This window comes from Aliiroseovarius sp. F47248L, assembly GCF_023016085.1.
GTDB lineage: Bacteria > Pseudomonadota > Alphaproteobacteria > Rhodobacterales > Rhodobacteraceae > Aliiroseovarius.
Genome location: NZ_JALKBF010000001.1, coordinates 2010793 through 2027214, shown reverse-complemented (window position 1 = coordinate 2027214; position 16422 = coordinate 2010793). Strand labels below are relative to the sequence as shown.

At 60.2% G+C, this 16422-nt stretch carries 13 protein-coding genes and 1 riboswitch; of the genes, 9 read left to right on the top strand and 4 right to left on the bottom strand.

What is annotated here, in order from left to right; genetic code table 11:
- Window positions 1–23 precede the first annotated feature (23 nt).
- From MWU51_RS10100 to MWU51_RS10090, 3 genes are read left to right on the top strand one after another with little or no spacing between them, the layout of a single operon-like run.
- The gene (locus MWU51_RS10100) at window positions 24–818 is read left to right on the top strand and encodes a DUF58 domain-containing protein (protein WP_247038800.1); all 795 of its coding nucleotides are present in this window, start codon (window positions 24–26) and stop codon (window positions 816–818) included.
- Entirely contained in the window at window positions 815–3589 is a 2775-nt protein-coding gene (locus MWU51_RS10095; RefSeq protein WP_247036899.1) for a DUF4159 domain-containing protein, read from the top strand. Before MWU51_RS10100 ends, MWU51_RS10095 begins: the two co-directional genes overlap by 4 nt.
- Window positions 3586–5682, top strand: a complete 2097-nt coding sequence (locus tag MWU51_RS10090) for a hypothetical protein (protein ID WP_247036896.1) — start codon at window positions 3586–3588, stop codon at window positions 5680–5682. The genes MWU51_RS10095 and MWU51_RS10090 overlap by 4 nt, the downstream gene beginning before the upstream one ends.
- Window positions 5683–5685: 3 nt before the next feature.
- Here MWU51_RS10090 and MWU51_RS10085 read toward each other — a convergent pair whose 3' ends face one another.
- Entirely contained in the window at window positions 5686–6384 is a 699-nt protein-coding gene (locus tag MWU51_RS10085) for a DUF599 domain-containing protein (protein ID WP_247036894.1), read from the bottom strand.
- 88 nt (window positions 6385–6472) lie between these two features.
- Here MWU51_RS10085 and MWU51_RS10080 point away from each other — a divergent pair, with 88 nt between their 5' ends.
- The 6 genes from MWU51_RS10080 (at window position 6473) to MWU51_RS10055 (ending at window position 12617) form a co-directional block, all read left to right on the top strand.
- Window positions 6473–7906: an FAD-linked oxidase C-terminal domain-containing protein gene (locus tag MWU51_RS10080; protein WP_247036892.1), complete on the top strand. Its 1434-nt coding sequence runs from the start codon at window positions 6473–6475 to the stop codon at window positions 7904–7906.
- Window positions 7903–9027, top strand: a complete 1125-nt coding sequence (gene glcE / locus MWU51_RS10075; RefSeq protein WP_247036890.1) for a glycolate oxidase subunit GlcE — start codon at window positions 7903–7905, stop codon at window positions 9025–9027. The genes MWU51_RS10080 and glcE overlap by 4 nt, the downstream gene beginning before the upstream one ends.
- A gap of 1 nt (window position 9028) precedes the next feature.
- Window positions 9029–10315, top strand: coding sequence for a glycolate oxidase subunit GlcF (gene glcF / locus MWU51_RS10070; protein ID WP_247036888.1), 1287 nt, complete (start codon window positions 9029–9031; stop codon window positions 10313–10315).
- Between the two features lie 83 nt (window positions 10316–10398).
- Complete coding sequence (locus MWU51_RS10065) at window positions 10399–11226, top strand: trypsin-like serine protease (protein ID WP_247036887.1); 828 nt, start codon at window positions 10399–10401, stop codon at window positions 11224–11226.
- Between the two features lie 41 nt (window positions 11227–11267).
- Window positions 11268–12044 carry a trypsin-like peptidase domain-containing protein gene (locus MWU51_RS10060; protein WP_247036886.1) on the top strand — a complete coding sequence of 259 codons (777 nt, stop codon included), beginning with the start codon at window positions 11268–11270 and terminating at the stop codon, window positions 12042–12044.
- A gap of 120 nt (window positions 12045–12164) precedes the next feature.
- Window positions 12165–12617, top strand: coding sequence for an Hsp20 family protein (locus tag MWU51_RS10055; RefSeq protein ID WP_247036885.1), 453 nt, complete (start codon window positions 12165–12167; stop codon window positions 12615–12617).
- Window positions 12618–12675: 58 nt separating this feature from the next.
- Here MWU51_RS10055 and MWU51_RS10050 read toward each other — a convergent pair whose 3' ends face one another.
- The 3 genes from MWU51_RS10050 to MWU51_RS10040 all read right to left on the bottom strand — a co-directional run bounded on the left by MWU51_RS10050 (window position 12676) and on the right by MWU51_RS10040 (window position 16320).
- Window positions 12676–13551: a DMT family transporter gene (locus MWU51_RS10050; RefSeq protein WP_247036884.1), complete on the bottom strand. Its 876-nt coding sequence runs from the start codon at window positions 13549–13551 to the stop codon at window positions 12676–12678.
- A gap of 77 nt (window positions 13552–13628) precedes the next feature.
- Window positions 13629–13761: riboswitch (FMN riboswitch) on the bottom strand.
- A 61-nt stretch (window positions 13762–13822) separates the two neighbouring features.
- On the bottom strand, window positions 13823–15784 hold the full coding sequence (locus MWU51_RS10045; RefSeq protein ID WP_247036883.1) for a VWA domain-containing protein: 1962 nt from the start codon (window positions 15782–15784) through the stop codon (window positions 13823–13825).
- Window positions 15781–16320, bottom strand: a complete 540-nt coding sequence (locus tag MWU51_RS10040) for an RNA polymerase sigma factor (protein ID WP_247036882.1) — start codon at window positions 16318–16320, stop codon at window positions 15781–15783. Before MWU51_RS10040 ends, MWU51_RS10045 begins: the two co-directional genes overlap by 4 nt.
- Between the last annotated feature and the right edge of the window lie 102 nt (window positions 16321–16422).

Here is a 16422-nt window from a genome sequence, read left to right as displayed (position 1 = left end):
TGGCCGAACGACTGCCTCCCCTTATGGCCCATGCGCGCCATTTGGCGGCGAGTGTTGAATTGGGCGAACATGGCCGGCGCAAACCGGGGCAGGGGGATGCATTCTGGCAATTTCGCCCCGCCCAGCCTGGCGACCCGGCACACCGGATCGACTGGCGCCGCTCGGCCCGGTCTGATCATCACTATGTTCAGGAAAAAGAGTGGCAGGCGGCGCAAAGCGTGTTGTTTTGGGTCGATCCGTCGTCTTCGATGGATTTTGCGTCATCGTCCGATCTGGCAAAGAAGGGCGACGTGGCGCGGTTGATTACCATGGCGTTGGCCGTGCTTCTGGTACGCGGCGGCGAACGGGTAGGGCTGGCCACAAGTGCCGCCCCGGCAGGACGAGGCGAGCTTGCCCTGTCGCGCATGGCAACCGCCCTTCTGTCCTCACAGGAAGCAGGTTTTGCAGACCTTCCAGCACGATCTCGTGCGGTGTTTTTGTCAGATTTTCTTGGCGATACAGCCAAAATCACCCGCGCCGTCACCCGCGCTGCGGATCGGGGCGTCACGGGGGTGTTGTTTCAGATCCTTGACCCGGTGGAAGAAGCATTCCCGTTTCACGGTCGAATGATTTTTGAAGACATGAGCGGACATCTGGAGCATGACACAACCGAGGCACATGACCTGCGCGACCGCTATCTGAACCGTCTGGCCGCCCGCAAATCCGAACTTGCCGATCTGGCGCGCCGCACTGGTTGGCAATATCACACCCATCACAGTGGCGATGCCGACAGCGCCGCGCTGTTGTGGTTATATCACGCGATCGAGGGGCACAGATGATGTTCGGCCTGCCCATTGCGTTCACGACCCCCTGGCTATTGGCCGGGTTGGTGGCGTTGCCGGTGCTGTGGTTGCTGTTGCGTGCCATTCCACCTGCGCCTCTGCGGCAACGGTTCCCGGCTGTAACACTGCTTTTGGGTCTGGAAGATCGCGATGCGGAGAGCGACCGCACGCCGTGGTGGCTTCTGTTGCTGCGCCTGTTGGCTGTTGCCGCGTTGATCCTTGGGTTTGCAGGCCCGGTACTGAATCCTGAACAACGCCAGTCCAGTGGCGGGCCGCTTCTGATTTTTGTCGACGCAGGGTGGACGGCAGCGTCGGATTGGCCACAACGCATCGGTGCGATTGATGATCATCTCGATATTGCTGCACAAGCCGGGCGTCCTGTTGCGATTGCCCTGTCGCATGAAGTTACGGATGCGGGAGCCGCTGCGCCGCAATGGCAAAGTGCGGGCGAATGGAGGGTGCGGCTTGCCGGATTATCTCCAGTCGCGTGGGAGGAGCCTTATGGAGCAGCGTCTGCCTGGGCTGCTGAGCTACAGGACGCAGACACGATCTGGATCTCGGACGGGGTATCACGTGAGGGGCGGCTAGAATTGCTGACGGCGTTTGAGGCAAAGGGCGGCGTCGAAATCATGCAACCCACAGCGCCACGCATAGGCTTATTGCCCGCGCGGGCTGAGGATGGCACGCTTGTCTTAGAAGCCCTTCGCACTGGCGTATCAACCGGGGTTGATATTGTTGTGCAGGGTATTGGTCCAGATCCGACAGGGGTTGAACGGGTGCTAGCCACCTCTGTGCTCAGCTTTTCGGCCGGGGCTGCCCGCACCGAGGTGCCGATGTCCCTACCACCGGAGTTGCGCAACCGGATCACACGGTTTCAACTGGAAGACCAGCGCGCCGCCGGGGCTGTGACGCTGGCCGATGACAGCTTGCGCCGCCGCCGCGTGGCGCTTTTGACCGGCACTCAGTCGCGCGAGGGGTTGGAGTTGTTGTCGCCGTTGCATTACCTGCGCGAAGCTCTGGTGCCATCCGCTGAAGTGATTGAAGACACAGCGATCGACACGCTGATTGAAGCCGGGCCAGAGGTGCTAATCCTGCCCGATGTGCCTAGCCTTGCTGAACCCGACCAAAAGGCGCTGGCCGGGTGGGTGGCTCAAGGTGGGCTGCTGCTGCGCTTTGCCGGTCCGCGACTGGCAGCAGCCGACACCGGGCGCGGCGTTGAAGATATCTTGCTGCCTGTGCGGCTTCGCTCGGGTGGGCGTGTCGTCGGGGGTGCGATGAGTTGGGGCGCCCCGCGCGCACTGGCACCATTCCCGGAAACCTCGCCTTTCTTCGGGCTGCGGGTGCCGGATGACGTCCTTGTGCGGGCGCAAATTCTTGCTGAACCCAGCCCCGACCTTGCTGACCGCACCCTTGCGTCACTGTCGGATGGCACGCCGCTTGTGACCCGCAAGGCGCTGGGGCAGGGTCAGGTGGTGTTGTTTCACATCTCGGCCAATGCCGAATGGTCTTCGCTGGCTTTGTCTGGCTTGTTTGTCCAGATGCTCGAGCGGCTCGCGGTCTCGACCCGCCCCGGCCAGGTCGAGGCGCAGACACTAGAGGGCACGCAATGGGTCGCCGAACGTGTGCTGGACCCGTTTGGGCAACTTGGTCCAGCCGGGGCACGAGCCGGGGTGGAAGGGCCAAGACTTCTGGATGGTGCAAGCGCTGAGGTGCCGCCGGGGCTTTACGCCGATGGCGACCGTCGTTTAGCAGTGAATACGTTGGGGCCGGACGCGCAGATGAACCCTGCGAACTGGCCATCCCGTATAGTCCCCAGATGGAACGATCGAAGCGCTGCGCGTAGTCTTGCGCCGTATCTGTTGGCAGCTGCACTGATCCTTGGAACACTCGATATTCTAGCCAGCCTGTGGATTTCCGGGCGGTTGCGCAATCGGGTGATTACAAACGCGGCGCGCGTGGGCGCGTTTGTTATGATGGCGTTGTTCGTCCTGCCAGATCATAGTGTTGCGCAGGATGCCGATACGCCCGAAGCGGTGATTGCCGCGGCCAGCACAGTGACACTGGCGCATGTTTTGTCCGGCGATCCGGCCACGGATGAGGTCGCCGAAGCCGGTTTGATGGGCCTGTCGGATCAGCTGTTTTCCCGCACCTCGGTCGAGCCAGCTCCGCCAGTCGGATTGGACATTGAACGTGACGAGCTGTCGGTCTACCCGCTTCTCTATTGGCCGGTCAGCGAAACAACCCGTCAACCCAGCCCCGCTGCTTATGCGCGTCTGAAAACCTATTTGGCCACCGGTGGGTTTATCCTGTTCGACACCCGCGATGCAGGGTTTGGTGGTGAAAGCGCCGCCGCCCGTCGGCTGCGTGTGATTGCCTTGCCTCTGGGCTTGCCTCCGTTGGAACCGGTGCCGCATGACCACGTTCTGACCCGCGCATTTTACCTGCTGGAAGAGTTTCCCGGCCGCGCCAGGGGACCCGCTTGGGTCGAGGCCGCCCCCCCAAATGCCGAACGCGCGGAAGGGATGCCGTTTCGCAACCTGAATGATGGTGTCAGCCCGGTGATCATCGGCGGCAACGACTGGGCTGGCGCGTGGGCGATCCGGTCTGATGGTGCGCCGATGTTCCCGGTGGGTCGCGGTCAGGCAGGCGAGCGTCAGCGTGAAATGGCGGTGCGTTTTGGCGTGAACTTGGTGATGCATGTGCTGACCGGAAACTATAAATCCGATCAGGTGCATGTGCCGGCGCTTTTGGAAAGGTTGGGGGAATGAATGCCTCAGGCCTGATATTCTCGCCCGGTTTTCCGTGGCCAGTGATCGGCGTTTTTGCGGCGCTGGCGGTTTCCGCACTGGTGTTGGCGGTGTGGCGGGGGTTGTCAGGCTGGGCGCTGCGTGCGTTGGCAGCTATGGCGGTTCTGACAGCATTGGCCGGTCCATCCCTGCAGCAGGAAGATCGCGATCCTTTGGCAGATATTCTGTTGGTTGTCATAGATGATAGTGCCTCGCAAACCCTGTCGGACCGACGCGACCAGAATGCCGCCGCTCTGGCATCACTTGAGGCTCAGGTCGCAGCCCGTCCCGGGCTTGATCTGTCCGCCCGGCGTCTTTCAGAGTTTACCGACCCAACGACCTCTGACGGCACCCATTTGATGCAAGCGATCAACGCTGCGATGGCCGATCTGCCGCGCGACCGTGTGGCAGGCGTCGTTACAATCACCGACGGTGTGGTTCATGACGCCGAGCTTGCACCAAGCCTGCCCGCACCGTTTCAGGCGCTTCTGACCGGTCGTGCAACCGACTGGGACCTGCGCCTGTCTGTCACGGACGCCCCTGCCTTTGCCATATTGGGCGAAGAAACCGAAATCCGCCTGCGTGTCGATGCTTTGGGTGCGCCGCAAGCGACTAATGGGCTTGTCGAGATGTCAGTGTCGCGCGACGGTGGCGACCCCGAAACTGTGCTGGCACAGATTGGGGCCGAGCTTGTTCTGCCGCTGACGCTAACACATGCAGGTCGCAACCTGATCCATGTAACACTGCCAGCTGCAGAGGGCGAACTGACCGACCGCAACAATGCGGCCGTGATCGAGGTCAATGGCGTGCGCGATCGTCTCCGTGTGCTCTTGGTCTCGGGCACGCCGCATCCAGGCACGCGGACGTGGCGCAACCTTTTGAAATCCGACAGCGCGGTGGATCTTGTACATTTCACCATCCTGCGGCCGCCCGAAAAACAGGACGGCGTACCTGTTAATGAGCTCAGCCTGATTGCGTTTCCAACGCAGGAGTTGTTCGTCGACAAGATCGACGAGTTTGATCTGATTGTTTTCGACCGATACCGGCTGCGTGGCATCCTTCCCGGCGGTTATCTGGACAGTGTGCGATCTTATGTGGAACGGGGCGGGGCCGTGTTAATTGCCGCGGGACCTGCGCTAGCCGGGGCTGAAAGCATCGCGCGGTCTGGTCTGGCGGGTATGTTGCCAGCCTTTCCGACAGGGCGTTTGGTCGAAGACGCCTTTTTGCCCGAAATCAGCGACGCTGGTGCGCGTCATCCGATTTCACGCGATCTTGAGGATTTTGCCCCCGAGGGCGGTTGGGGGTCGTGGTTGCGTCGGGTCGAGCTTGAACCGACCAGCGGCCACACGATCCTGAACGGTCCCGAGGATGCAGCCCTATTGACCGTTGATCGCGTGGGCGATGGTCGTGTGGCATTGCTGGGGTCTGACCACGCTTGGTTGTGGGCGCGAGGCTATGAAGGCGGAGGGCCGCAGTTGGAACTTCTGCGCCGACTGGCCCACTGGTTGATGCGTGAACCCGAGCTTGAGGAAGAGGCGTTGACCGCCACCGCCACCGATACAGGGCTGCAGATCACACGCCGCACAATGGAAGACAGCACGTCAGAGGCAGTCGTGACCTTCCCGGATGGATCAGACATTCAAGTTAATATGACCGAAAACGCGCCGGGTGCCTTTGGCGGTGTAATCGCAACGACGGATCAAGGTCTGTATCGCGTCGCGCAAGATGATCTGACAACGGTCGTTGTGCGCGGGCTGGCAGCGCTGCGTGAGTTTGAACAACCCATCGCGGATGCCGCGCTTCTGGCGCCTTTGGGTCATGCAACGAATGGAACGGTGATGCAGATCGAAAGCGGATTGCCCGGCCTGCGACCGGTGCGCATGGGCCAATTGGCGCATGGCCGGGGCTGGATTGGATACACCCCACGCAACGCCTATGTGACACAAGCGATCCGGGTGATCCCTCTTGCTCCGGCTTGGTTGATGTTAACGATTGCCGCGCTGTCGCTGGTCGGGGCATGGTTGATTGAAGGTCGCGGCGGCGCGCGACGTGCAGACCCAACATCTGTGTCCTGAAATCTAGCTGTCGGGCTGCATCAGTACCGAGCGTGAGTGTGATGCAAATTCACGCCGATACAGGACCAGAACGGTCAGCACAGTCGCAATGATAAGGCTGGTAGGGCCAAGCAGCCACGCCAGTGCCCCCATCGCGAAATAAACGGACCGCAAACCGCGATTAAAGCTGCGTGCCGCCGAGATGTTGATGTCGCCTGCTTTGCGGGCGCGGGGCAGGGCAGTGGGGTCGTTTGGGTCATTGGGCACCGACGCCATGACCACCGCGCAGTAGCCAAATAGTCGATGCGACCAAACAAAGCTCAGGAACGCGTTGGCCAAAAATAAAACAACTAGCAGTATTTTTATTTCCCACACCAATTCTGGTGCGCTGTTTTGGATCAGATCTTGGGCGACGCCACGCAACCGCTCGGTATTGCCCAATAAGGCCATGCCACCCCCGATCGCGATCATTGAAGCCGAGGCGAAGAAGCTCGCCCCTTGTCGCAGGGTGGCCAGAATGGCGCTGTCGAAGATGCGCGGATCGCGGGCGACGAACTGCACCATCCAGTCGCGTCGATATTGCGCCACAAGCCCGGACACTGAAGGTTTGGCAGGTGAGGCATGCTCAATCCGCCAACCGATCATGGCCCAGGCCAGAATGATCAGGCAGACGGCGATACCGTCCAGCGGGGAAAACAGAGACAGACGTTCAGTCAGGGACATAGGCGCACGCTAAGCGTATTCCTATCGGTTGCCAAACTGGAAAATTGGTAATATATTTTTACCAATTGTAGATTCTAGAGGGCAACCGATGCAGATGCCGACCCCCGACGCCGCAATCCTTGCACGCAAGGATCAGATCGTGAAACGCCTGCAATCGGTGTTACCTAAAGGCGCGGTGGTGCACGATCCTTTCGAGACGCGCGTCTATGAATGCGATGCGTTGACCGCCTATAAATGCCCGCCGCTTTGCGCGGTGTTGCCTGCAACAACGGCGGAAGTTTCGGCCGTCATGCGCGTCTGCCACGAAGAAGGCGTGCCAGTTGTGCCACGCGGCGCTGGCACTTCGCTGGCAGGGGGCGCGCTACCCACAGCAGACAGCGTGATCCTTGGGGTTGCCCGTTTGAACGACGTGATCGAAACCGACTATGCGAACCGATTTGTCCGCGTGCAGTCGGGGCGCACTAACCTGTCCGTCACTGGTGCGGTCGAAGAAGAGGGTTTCTTTTATGCGCCCGACCCATCCTCGCAACTGGCCTGCGCGATTGCAGGCAACATCGCGATGAATTCGGGCGGTGCACATTGCCTGAAATACGGCGTCACCACCAACAACCTAATGGGCGTGACCATGGTCATGGCGGATGGTGAAGTGGTCGAGATCGGCGGCAGCCATCTGGACGCAGGCGGGCTGGACCTGTTGGGGCTGATCTGCGGGTCCGAGGGCCAGCTTGGCATCGTGACCGAGGCAACATTGCGCATTCTCGCCAAACCCGAAGGCGCGCGGCCTGTGTTGATCGGCTTCGATTCAAATGAGGTCGCGGGCGCCTGTGTGTCCGACATCATCAAATCCGGCATTCTGCCCGTCGCGATCGAGTTTATGGACCGCCCCTGTATCCGCGCGACAGAGGCATTCGCGGGCGCAGGTTATCCCGATTGCGAGGCGCTGTTGATCATCGAGGTCGAAGGCTCGGACGCCGAGATCGACGATCAATTGTCGCGCATTGTGAAAATCGCACGCACCCACAATCCGGTGGAACTGCGCGAAAGTACCTCGGCCGAGGAAAGCGCGAAAATCTGGTTGGGGCGCAAGTCTGCGTTCGGCGCGATGGGTCAGATCAATGACTATATGTGCTTAGACGGCACGATCCCGGTCTCGGAGTTGCCTTTGGTACTGCGGCGTATTCGTGAAATGTCGAAGGAATACGGGCTGGATGTCGGCAATGTCTTTCACGCGGGCGACGGAAACATGCATCCGCTGATCCTGTTTGATGCCAACAAACCCGGTGATCTTGAGAAGTGCGAGGCTTTCGGAGCCGACATTCTGAAGCTTTGTGTTGAGGTTGGCGGATGCCTGACGGGCGAACACGGGGTCGGAGTAGAAAAAAGAGAGTTGATGGTTTCACAATACAACCAAAATGATCTCGAAATCCAATTGGCGGTGAAAGACGTGTTCGATCCGAATTGGCTTTTGAACCCGGCCAAGGTGTTCCCCTTGGCGTTCACGGATACAAGGCGCGCGTCATGAACCCCACGACAGAAGCAGAGTTGGCCGAGGCGATTGCCGCGGCCAATGGCCCCTTGCGCGTTCAAGGCGGTGGCACCCGCGATATCGGCGAGCCGGTTGATGGGACAGAGCTTTCGACACGCGGTCTGACCGGCGTCACCCTTTACGAACCCGGCGCGCTGACGCTGGTGGCGCGCGCCGGAACGCCATTGTCAGAAATTAAAACGCTGCTCGCCGCCGAGGGCCAGCGGCTTGCCTTTGAACCGGGCGAAATGCGCGCGCTGTTGGGCACCAAGGGTGCGTCGACCATCGGCGGGGTGATTGCCACAAACGCTTCTGGCCCGCGCCGCATTCAGGTTGGGGCCGCCCGCGATTTCTGTCTTGGCGTTCGCTTTGTGGACGGGCAGGGTCAGGTGTTGAAAAACGGTGGGCGCGTGATGAAAAACGTGACCGGCTATGATCTGGTGAAGCTGATGACCGGAAGCTGGGGCTCGTTGGGCGTGTTGACCGAGGTCAGCCTGAAAGTGCTCGCCATTCCTGAAACCGAGGCGACGTTAATCTGCGACGATGAAGCCTCTGAAACCGCCGTCGCGTCGATGGCTGCGGCACTTGGATCGCCGTTCGACGTGACAGGGGCCGCGCAGATGAATAGGCGGACGATGATCCGGCTCGAAGGCTTGGAGCAATCAGTAGCCTATCGCGCCAAAGCCTTGCAGGACGGCGTTTTGAAAGGCTTCGATGTGGTCGAGGGCGAGGCGTCGGCGGCCCTCTGGTCCGATTTGCGCGACGTCACACCTTTTGCCGGAAAAGACGGTGCGGTCTGGCGCATTTCGGTGAAACCGTCGGATGGGCCAGCGCTTGTCAGCGAACTGGGCGCGCTATCGCCTGATGCGATTTACGACTGGGGCGGCGGGCTGGTCTGGCTGCGCGTCGCAGATGAAGGCGATGCCGGCGCCCAGATGATCCGCGAGGACCTGAGCCATATCGGCGGTCACGCAACACTGATCCGCGCAAATGCAGAAACGCGCGCATCGGTGCCCGTGTTTCACCCGGAACCCGCACCAATCGCGGCGCTCACCCAAGGCCTGCGTGCGAAATTCGACCCGCGCGGCATCCTGAACCCCGGTCTGATGGGAGCCTGACATGCAAACGCATTTCACTGAGGAACAGTTGAAGGATCCCGCGATCAAGCGAGCCAACGAGATCCTGCGGTCCTGCGTGCATTGCGGGTTCTGCACGGCGACGTGCCCCAGTTATCTGGTTCTGGGCGACGAGCTCGACAGCCCGCGCGGACGCATCTATCTGATCAAGGATATGTTGGAGGCCGGACGCCCCGCCGACAAGAAAACGGTCGAGCATGTGGACAAGTGCCTGTCCTGCCTTGCCTGCATGACCACCTGTCCGTCTGGTGTGCATTACATGCATCTGATCGACCACGCCCGCGCGCATATCGAGAAGACCTATAAACGCCCGCTGTTTGACAGGGTGCTGCGCTGGACACTGGCGCAGATCATCCCCTATCCGGGCCGGTTCCGGCTGGCGATGCAGGCCGCGCGTCTTGGACGGCCCTTGCGCAAGTTCATGCCTGACCCGCGTCTGGAAGCGATGCTGGAAATGGCTCCGCCAAAGTTGCCCAAGCCCAGTCCGAACGACAAACCTCAGACTTTTCCGGCCAAGGGCGTGCGCAAGAAGCGTGTGGCCTTGCTGACCGGTTGCGCGCAGAAGGCGCTGGACACCGACATCAACGACGCGACCATCCGGCTGCTGACCCGGTTGGGCTGCGAGGTCGTGGTGGCGAAAGGCATGGGCTGTTGCGGCGCTCTGACTCACCACATGGGTAAGGAACATGATAGCCACGCTCAGGCCGCCGCCAACATCAACGCGTGGATTGGTGAGAAGAACGGCGCGGGGTTGGACGCCATCGTTATCAACACGTCAGGTTGTGGCACGACGGTTAAGGATTACGGCCACATGTTCCGTAATGATCCGTTGGCCCAAGATGCCGCGACGGTTTCCGCGCTTGCCATGGATGTCAGCGAACTTCTGATGACGCTGGACATCCCCGAGGCTCAGATGAACAAACGGGTTGCCTATCATTCGGCTTGCAGTCTTCAGCACGGCCAGCAGATCAAAACACACCCGAAAACGCTTCTGAAACGGGCGGGATTTGAGGTCGTGGAACCCGTCGATGCTCACCTGTGTTGTGGCTCTGCCGGGACATACAATCTGATGCAGCCAGCGATCTCGCAAGAACTGAAGCGCCGCAAGGTCACCAATCTGGAAGCCAAAACGCCCGAGATCATCGCCGCCGGCAACATTGGTTGCATGATACAGATCGGATCGGGCACAGGCATCCCTGTGGTTCACACCGTTGAACTGCTCGATTGGGCAACCGGTGGGCCACAGCCGCGCAAATTGACCGGATCATGACAGTTTTTTCTTTTTCCTGCCCCTATTTTCGCCCTAAACATATGATCAGAGGGTGGAAGAACCGCCCCACCAGAGGCAGAAAAATGAAGAAACTAATTGCTATGATGGCGGTGGGCTTGTGGCTCGCCAACCCGTTGATCGCATCAGATCCGTCCCCTCTTCGCACCCTAATGACGGGGGATGAAAGCCGGGGCTGGGAAGGTGTGGGGCGGTTGAACATCGGTGCGGGTGGATTGTGCACCGGCGCGATGATCGGCGAAAATCTGGTGCTGACCGCCGCGCATTGCATGTATGATAAGATCACCGGCGCACGTGTCAGACCTGAAGAAATTCAGTTTCTGGCAGGCTGGCGCAACGGGCGGGCCTCAGCCTATCGCGGGGTGCGACGGGCGGTTGTCCATCCTGATTTCACGTTTACCACCGATGACAGAGCCGCTCGTGTTGTGAATGACCTTGCGGTGCTGGAACTGGATCAGCCAATTCGCAAAAGCTCGGTCAGACCATTTGCCATTCATTCCCGTCCGCGCAAGGGGGCTGAAGTAGGTGTCGTGTCCTATGCACATAATCGTTCTGAAAGCCCGGCTTTGCAGGAAATGTGTAAGGTACTGGCGCGACAAAGCGGGGCGCTGGTGATGAGTTGTTCGGTTGACTTCGGGTCCTCAGGTGCACCCGTTTTCGTCGTGCAGGACGGAAAACCCGCGATCGTGTCCGTGATTTCGGCCAAGGCGATGGTGCGCGATATTCCTGTGTCATTGGGGACCAGCCTTGAAAAGCCGCTGGCGGAGCTGATGCAGATGCTTGCTGATGGGGATGGTGTCTTCACACGTATGCAGCCCGTGTCGCGTCCACCCGTCAGCACCTTTGGAACGGGCGCTGCTGGTCCGGGTGGTGCAAAATTCCTGCGCCCATGATGGCCGATCTGCGCGGATTTATTCTTTCAGCGTCGATAACTATGGCTTCACTTTCTACGGTAATAGCTGAAGAAAGCAAGGGACTAGACCGTTTAACCCAGCGTGAAGATTTGTTTGGCTATGAGGCTGTCGGGCGTCTGGATTTTGGACAAGACGGCTATTGCACCGGAGTGCTGATTGCCACTGACCTTGTTCTGACCGCAGCCCATTGTCTGCGTGGTGTTGCCCGTACGGGGCATGTGAAGGGGCTGCAGTTCAGGGCTGGTTTGCGGGACGGGCTCGCGGTCGCAAGCCGAAATGCCAAACTGGCGATCATGCATCCGGGCTATGATTCTGATCAGGTCATGACGGCTAAGAATATCCGCAACGATGTAGGATTGGTGCAACTGGATGAACCGATTGCAGCGGCGGTTGCAGCCCCGTTCGTGGTTGCGCTATTGCCGCGATCCAAGCGTAAGGTGTCTGTTGTCAGCTATGGGAATGGGCGGGATGCAGCGCTGTCCCGCCAAGCGGTCTGTGATGTATTGGGTCGGGGGGCGGGTTTGCTGGCATTTGATTGTGATGTCACGTTTGGGTCCAGCGGAGCGCCCGTGTTTGATGATACTGCACGACGGCAACGCATCGTGTCACTGGTTTCCGCAGGCACGACGGGGCAGCGAAACAATATTGCCTATGGCTCGGAATTGTTTGAGCGTGTGGCAGAGGTCAAGCGTGCCCTGCGGGCTGGTAAAGGTGTGATTGGCAAGACCGGTTTTCAGCCGCGCCGCTTGGGGGTCGGGCAATCGAACGACGCTGGCGCAAAATTTCTGCGACCCTGACCCCTTGAAGGGCCAGAATTCCTCCATAAATTTGTGTCACGGGCGCTGAAAATTCGGGCCCGGAACTCTGCCTGTCCCACACAGGGAAGGCTCAATCACTGTCGCTTTTAGGAGGACACCATGCGTAACTTTGACCTTTCGCCCCTTTACCGTGCCACCGTTGGTTTTGATCAGATCGCCGACCTGATGGATCGGGTGCTGACAAACGACGTAAGCCGCGAAAGCTATCCGCCCTATAACATTGAAAAAATCGCTGACGACGGTTGGCGTATCTCGGTCGCCGTGGCCGGCTTTACCGAAGACGAATTGTCAGTGGAAGTTCGCGAAAACGCGCTTGTGATATCGGCCAAGAAGGCCGACGAGCAGGAACGGACCTATCTGCACCGTGGCATCGCCACCCGTGCATTCGAGCGTCGCTTCCATCTGGCCGACCATGTGCGCGTGACAGGTGCTGCTCACGAACACGGCATGTTGCATATCGACCTTGTGCGTGAAGTTCCTGAGGCGTTGAAACCGCGCCGGATCGAGATCGCGAAATCCAAGGAATTGGAGCATAAGTCGATCGAAGTCTGACCTCTGACTTGATCACCCGAGAAGATGGGCGCGGAGGGCAACCTCCGCGCTTTTTATTTTACGCTGTTCGACGTTCCTGTTCCAGCAGGTAAAAGCTGGCGGCAAGGATGATCGCCGTGCCCAACCACATGGACCCGGTCGGCAGAAAGCCGAACACTGCAAAGCCCAGCACCACGTTGAACACCAATTTCAGATGATCGAACGGTTGCAGGAAGGCTGCGTCTGCCAGTGAATAGGCGCGCACCAGAACGTGTTGTGCAAGCGCGGTCAAAAGCCCTGCGCCAACGACCAGCCAGATCGCACCTGCAGGCAGCGCGAACCCCGACCCCAGCGCCAAGGCCGCGTTGATCGGGCTGAGCAGAACCAGAAGATAGATGGTAACGGTTTCCGGCCCATCTGCGCGGGTCAGGAACTTCGTCACCACCGAACTGGCAGCCCACAGGGCTGCGGCACCGACCGGCAGAAGGGCAACAAGCTCGAACCGATCTGACCAAGGCTCCAAGATCACGGCGCCGCCGATGATGCCGAGGATTACGGCCCCCCAGCGGTGCACCGACACGATTTCGCGCAGCACCAGCCCCGCGCCAAGAGTCACGAAAAACGGCGACAGCAGGATCAGTGCGATGGCCTGCCAGATCGCCACATGTGCCAGCCCCAGCGTCCAAAGCTGCACGCCCCCCGCCGCCAATGCCACGCGCAGGATATGCAGCCAGACCTGCCCGGTTTTCATCGCCGCCGCGCGGTGGCGAAACACCCAGGGCAGATAAAACGCCAAAGCGATCAGATATTGCCAGAAGGTGACCGACGGTGCGGACGCCCCCATTTTCATCGTTGCCCCTTGCAGGGCCGTGTTCACGACGGCGAAACTTGCGCCCGCCAGAACCATAAGACCAGCGGCCTTTGCAGGCATGGTCAGTTGTAGTTGATGAGTCATTGCGCAGTGTCCTTTCTTCCTTACGCGTTGACCCAAGGCAGAAGGACAAGGCGCGCGGGCAAACCCGTCGCGCCTTTGACCATCCTCTTCCATCCGGACTTTAACCGTCGGCCCCGGAATTTCGCCGGGTCTGCTGACACCCCTTTTGAAAGGGGCCGCTCGTGGGCTGTGACCACCGGTGGGGAATTTCGCCCCGCCCTGAGAATGTCGCCACCCCGGCAGGGGCAGCGACACGGAAAATAGGGGCAGGGCGTGGCGCGGTCAAGCGTCGTTACTTCGATAGGCTTTCCGCTAAACGCATCAGCGTGACAGCCTCGGCGCGGTAGCCGTAAGGGTCGTCGCCCTTGGCCCCATTGGCCAGCGCGATGGCGTCACCATAGCTCCAGTCGCCAAGATACTTGTCCTCGCGTAGCAGCTGCCCGAAACCTGCAATGGCGGCGGCAAACTGCTGTTCGGTGCCTGCTTCATTCGCGGCGGTGATTGGCGTCTCAATCAACGCGCTCACATCTTCGCCGGGGCGTTTGTAGCGCAGTTTGAGGAACCCAAACTCGTTCGATCCGTCCACGTCAGGGCTGGGCGCGTAGCGCAGTGCGTCTGTCAGGACGGCATCCGAGCCAACCGGCGTCACCTCATAAATCGCCGTGACCTGATGACCCGCGCCAATCTCGCCTGCGTCCACCTTGTCATTGTTGAAGTCCTCGCGCGCCAAAGCGCGGGTTTCATAGCCGATCAGACGGTATTCCGCGACTTGGGTAGGGTTGAACTCAACTTGAATTTTTACGTCATCGGCAAGGGGGTAAAGCGCGCCGGATAGCTGATCGACCAGCACTTTTCGCGCTTCTCCGAGCGTATCGATATATGCGGCCTGCCCATTTCCGTTCTGCGCGAGTGCCTGCATGGTCACGTCATCCAGATTGCCGCGCCCGAAGCCGAGAATGGACAGATAGGTGCCGGTGTCGCGCTTGTCTGCGATGAAATCCTTCAGCGCGTCGGGGTCATGAATGCCCACATTGAAATCACCATCTGTGGTGAGCAAAACCCGGCCAACTTCGCCGTCGGCGGCCATGCGATCGGCGACCTGATAGGCCAGTTCGATTCCTTGCGCACCTGCCGTCGATCCACCGGCGTCCAGCCGGTCCAACGCGCCCAGAATGGTGGCGCGATCCGCGGCTTTGGTGGGTTCCAGAACTTCGCCCGCGCTGCCTGCATAGGCGACGATGGCGACCTCATCTTCGGGTCGCAGCTCGGACAGCATCAGCCGCAGGCTTTGCTTCAGAAGCGGCAGCTTGTCGGGGTCCGACATCGACCCGGACGTGTCAATGAGGAACACAAGGTTCAGCGGCGGGCGGTCGGTGATCATCTCGCCCTGAATACCGATTTGCACTAGCTGAGTGCCCGCGTTCCAAGGCGTTTGCATCGTCGTAACGGTCGGGGCGAACGGATGCGGCCCTTCGGGCGCGGGGTATGCGTAGGGGAAATAGTTCACCATCTCCTCAATCCGCACCGCGTCCGGGTTGGGCAGATAGCCGGATTTCAGGTCACGCCGCACCACCGCATAGCTTGCCGTGTCCACGTCGATCGAGAAGGTCGAGACAGGGTCTTCGGAGGCGATCTTAAGGGGAGAAGGGGCCTCGTTCGCGTAATCTTCGCCGCCTACTTCCCGTGGCATGGGCAGGATGCCCGGCATTTCGTCATAGGTGATGTAACCGTCGCTGTCCGCAAAAGACGATCCGTCGGCTTCCATCAACGGTTCGGCGACAACAGAAGGGGCGGCTTGCCCGGTCTGCGCGCGCAATTCAGCCGTGGTGTCAGACCGCGTCCGTGCGGGCTGCTGTGCGACTTTTCCCAGAGGTTCGGGTGCAGGCTGTGCGATTATTTCTTCGCGTTCAACCAGCGCGTCATCGACTGTGGGTGACGGGGACATGGACACCCCCGGCAATTCCACCTGATCGACATTCGGCATCACCACAAGCACGGCAAAGCCCACCGCCACCAGCGCGGTCGTCGCAGCCAACCCACCGCGTGTGTTCAAAGCATTCAACATTGTAAGAACTCCTTTTCCAAGCGCCCCAAATTTCGGAGCGTCAGAAGTAGGACGCGCGCCGTCACGCGATCCTTGGAGGTCATCGAAATTTTTCATCGCTAGCGCCAGATCGGCCTCTTTCTTTGAGGCGTCCGGGGCAGGTGGGGCCGCGTGCAGGGCGGCCTTCAGATCGTCAAGATCGTCGGTCATATCGCGTCCTCCTCAGCCCGCATCGCACGCAGGCGTTTCTTCACTTCGGACATCCGCCAGGCGATTGTGCCTTCGGACAGGCCCAGAACGTCGCCGGCTTGTGCCTGTGTCAATTCCTCACCCAGAACCAGCGCCACGGTGTCGCGCAACTCGTCGGGCAGGGCGGTCATGGCTTGGGTCAACCAATCTTGCGTCTCGGCCTCTTCACGGATCGCCGCGCGCCGGTTCACTTCCCAATCGCCCCAGCCATCAGCAGCCCGCGCATGGGTTGCAGCACGGCGTCGGCGGTCATGGGCGGCGTTCACGGCGACACGGTAGAGCCACGTTGTAAACCGCGCCTCTGCCCGGAAACCATGCAGCTTGGCAGGCAGGGCGGCACAGATATCTTGCGTCAGATCCTCGGCATCCGCCCGGTTTCCCGTCATCCGAAACGTAAACGCAAACAGCCGGTCATAATGGCGAGACAGCAAGGCCGCGAAGGCGGCCCTGTCCCCTGTCGCCGCCGCTGCGGCCAGTTCCTCGTCCTGATCGGTCATCATCTTCACATAGAGTAAGACGCGGGCGAAACGTCAATCCTTGGCGCAAAAACCGAAAAAAGGCGGCAGGTTGCCCCACCGCCTTCAATTCATTTGATTTTC

Coding starts and splice junctions, on each gene's coding strand:
- MWU51_RS10045 (WP_247036883.1), bottom strand. CDS start 15,784: ATGACCGACGATCTTGACGATCTGAAGGCCGCCCTGCACGCGGCCCCA.
- MWU51_RS10085 (WP_247036894.1), bottom strand. CDS start 6,384: ATGTCCCTGACTGAACGTCTGTCTCTGTTTTCCCCGCTGGACGGTATC.
- MWU51_RS10100 (WP_247038800.1), top strand. CDS start 24: ATGGCCCATGCGCGCCATTTGGCGGCGAGTGTTGAATTGGGCGAACAT.
- MWU51_RS10080 (WP_247036892.1), top strand. CDS start 6,473: ATGCAGATGCCGACCCCCGACGCCGCAATCCTTGCACGCAAGGATCAG.
- MWU51_RS10060 (WP_247036886.1), top strand. CDS start 11,268: ATGGCTTCACTTTCTACGGTAATAGCTGAAGAAAGCAAGGGACTAGAC.
- MWU51_RS10040 (WP_247036882.1), bottom strand. CDS start 16,320: ATGACCGATCAGGACGAGGAACTGGCCGCAGCGGCGGCGACAGGGGAC.
- MWU51_RS10055 (WP_247036885.1), top strand. CDS start 12,165: ATGCGTAACTTTGACCTTTCGCCCCTTTACCGTGCCACCGTTGGTTTT.
- MWU51_RS10050 (WP_247036884.1), bottom strand. CDS start 13,551: ATGACTCATCAACTACAACTGACCATGCCTGCAAAGGCCGCTGGTCTT.
- glcE (WP_247036890.1), top strand. CDS start 7,903: ATGAACCCCACGACAGAAGCAGAGTTGGCCGAGGCGATTGCCGCGGCC.
- glcF (WP_247036888.1), top strand. CDS start 9,029: ATGCAAACGCATTTCACTGAGGAACAGTTGAAGGATCCCGCGATCAAG.
- MWU51_RS10065 (WP_247036887.1), top strand. CDS start 10,399: ATGAAGAAACTAATTGCTATGATGGCGGTGGGCTTGTGGCTCGCCAAC.
- MWU51_RS10090 (WP_247036896.1), top strand. CDS start 3,586: ATGAATGCCTCAGGCCTGATATTCTCGCCCGGTTTTCCGTGGCCAGTG.
- MWU51_RS10095 (WP_247036899.1), top strand. CDS start 815: ATGATGTTCGGCCTGCCCATTGCGTTCACGACCCCCTGGCTATTGGCC.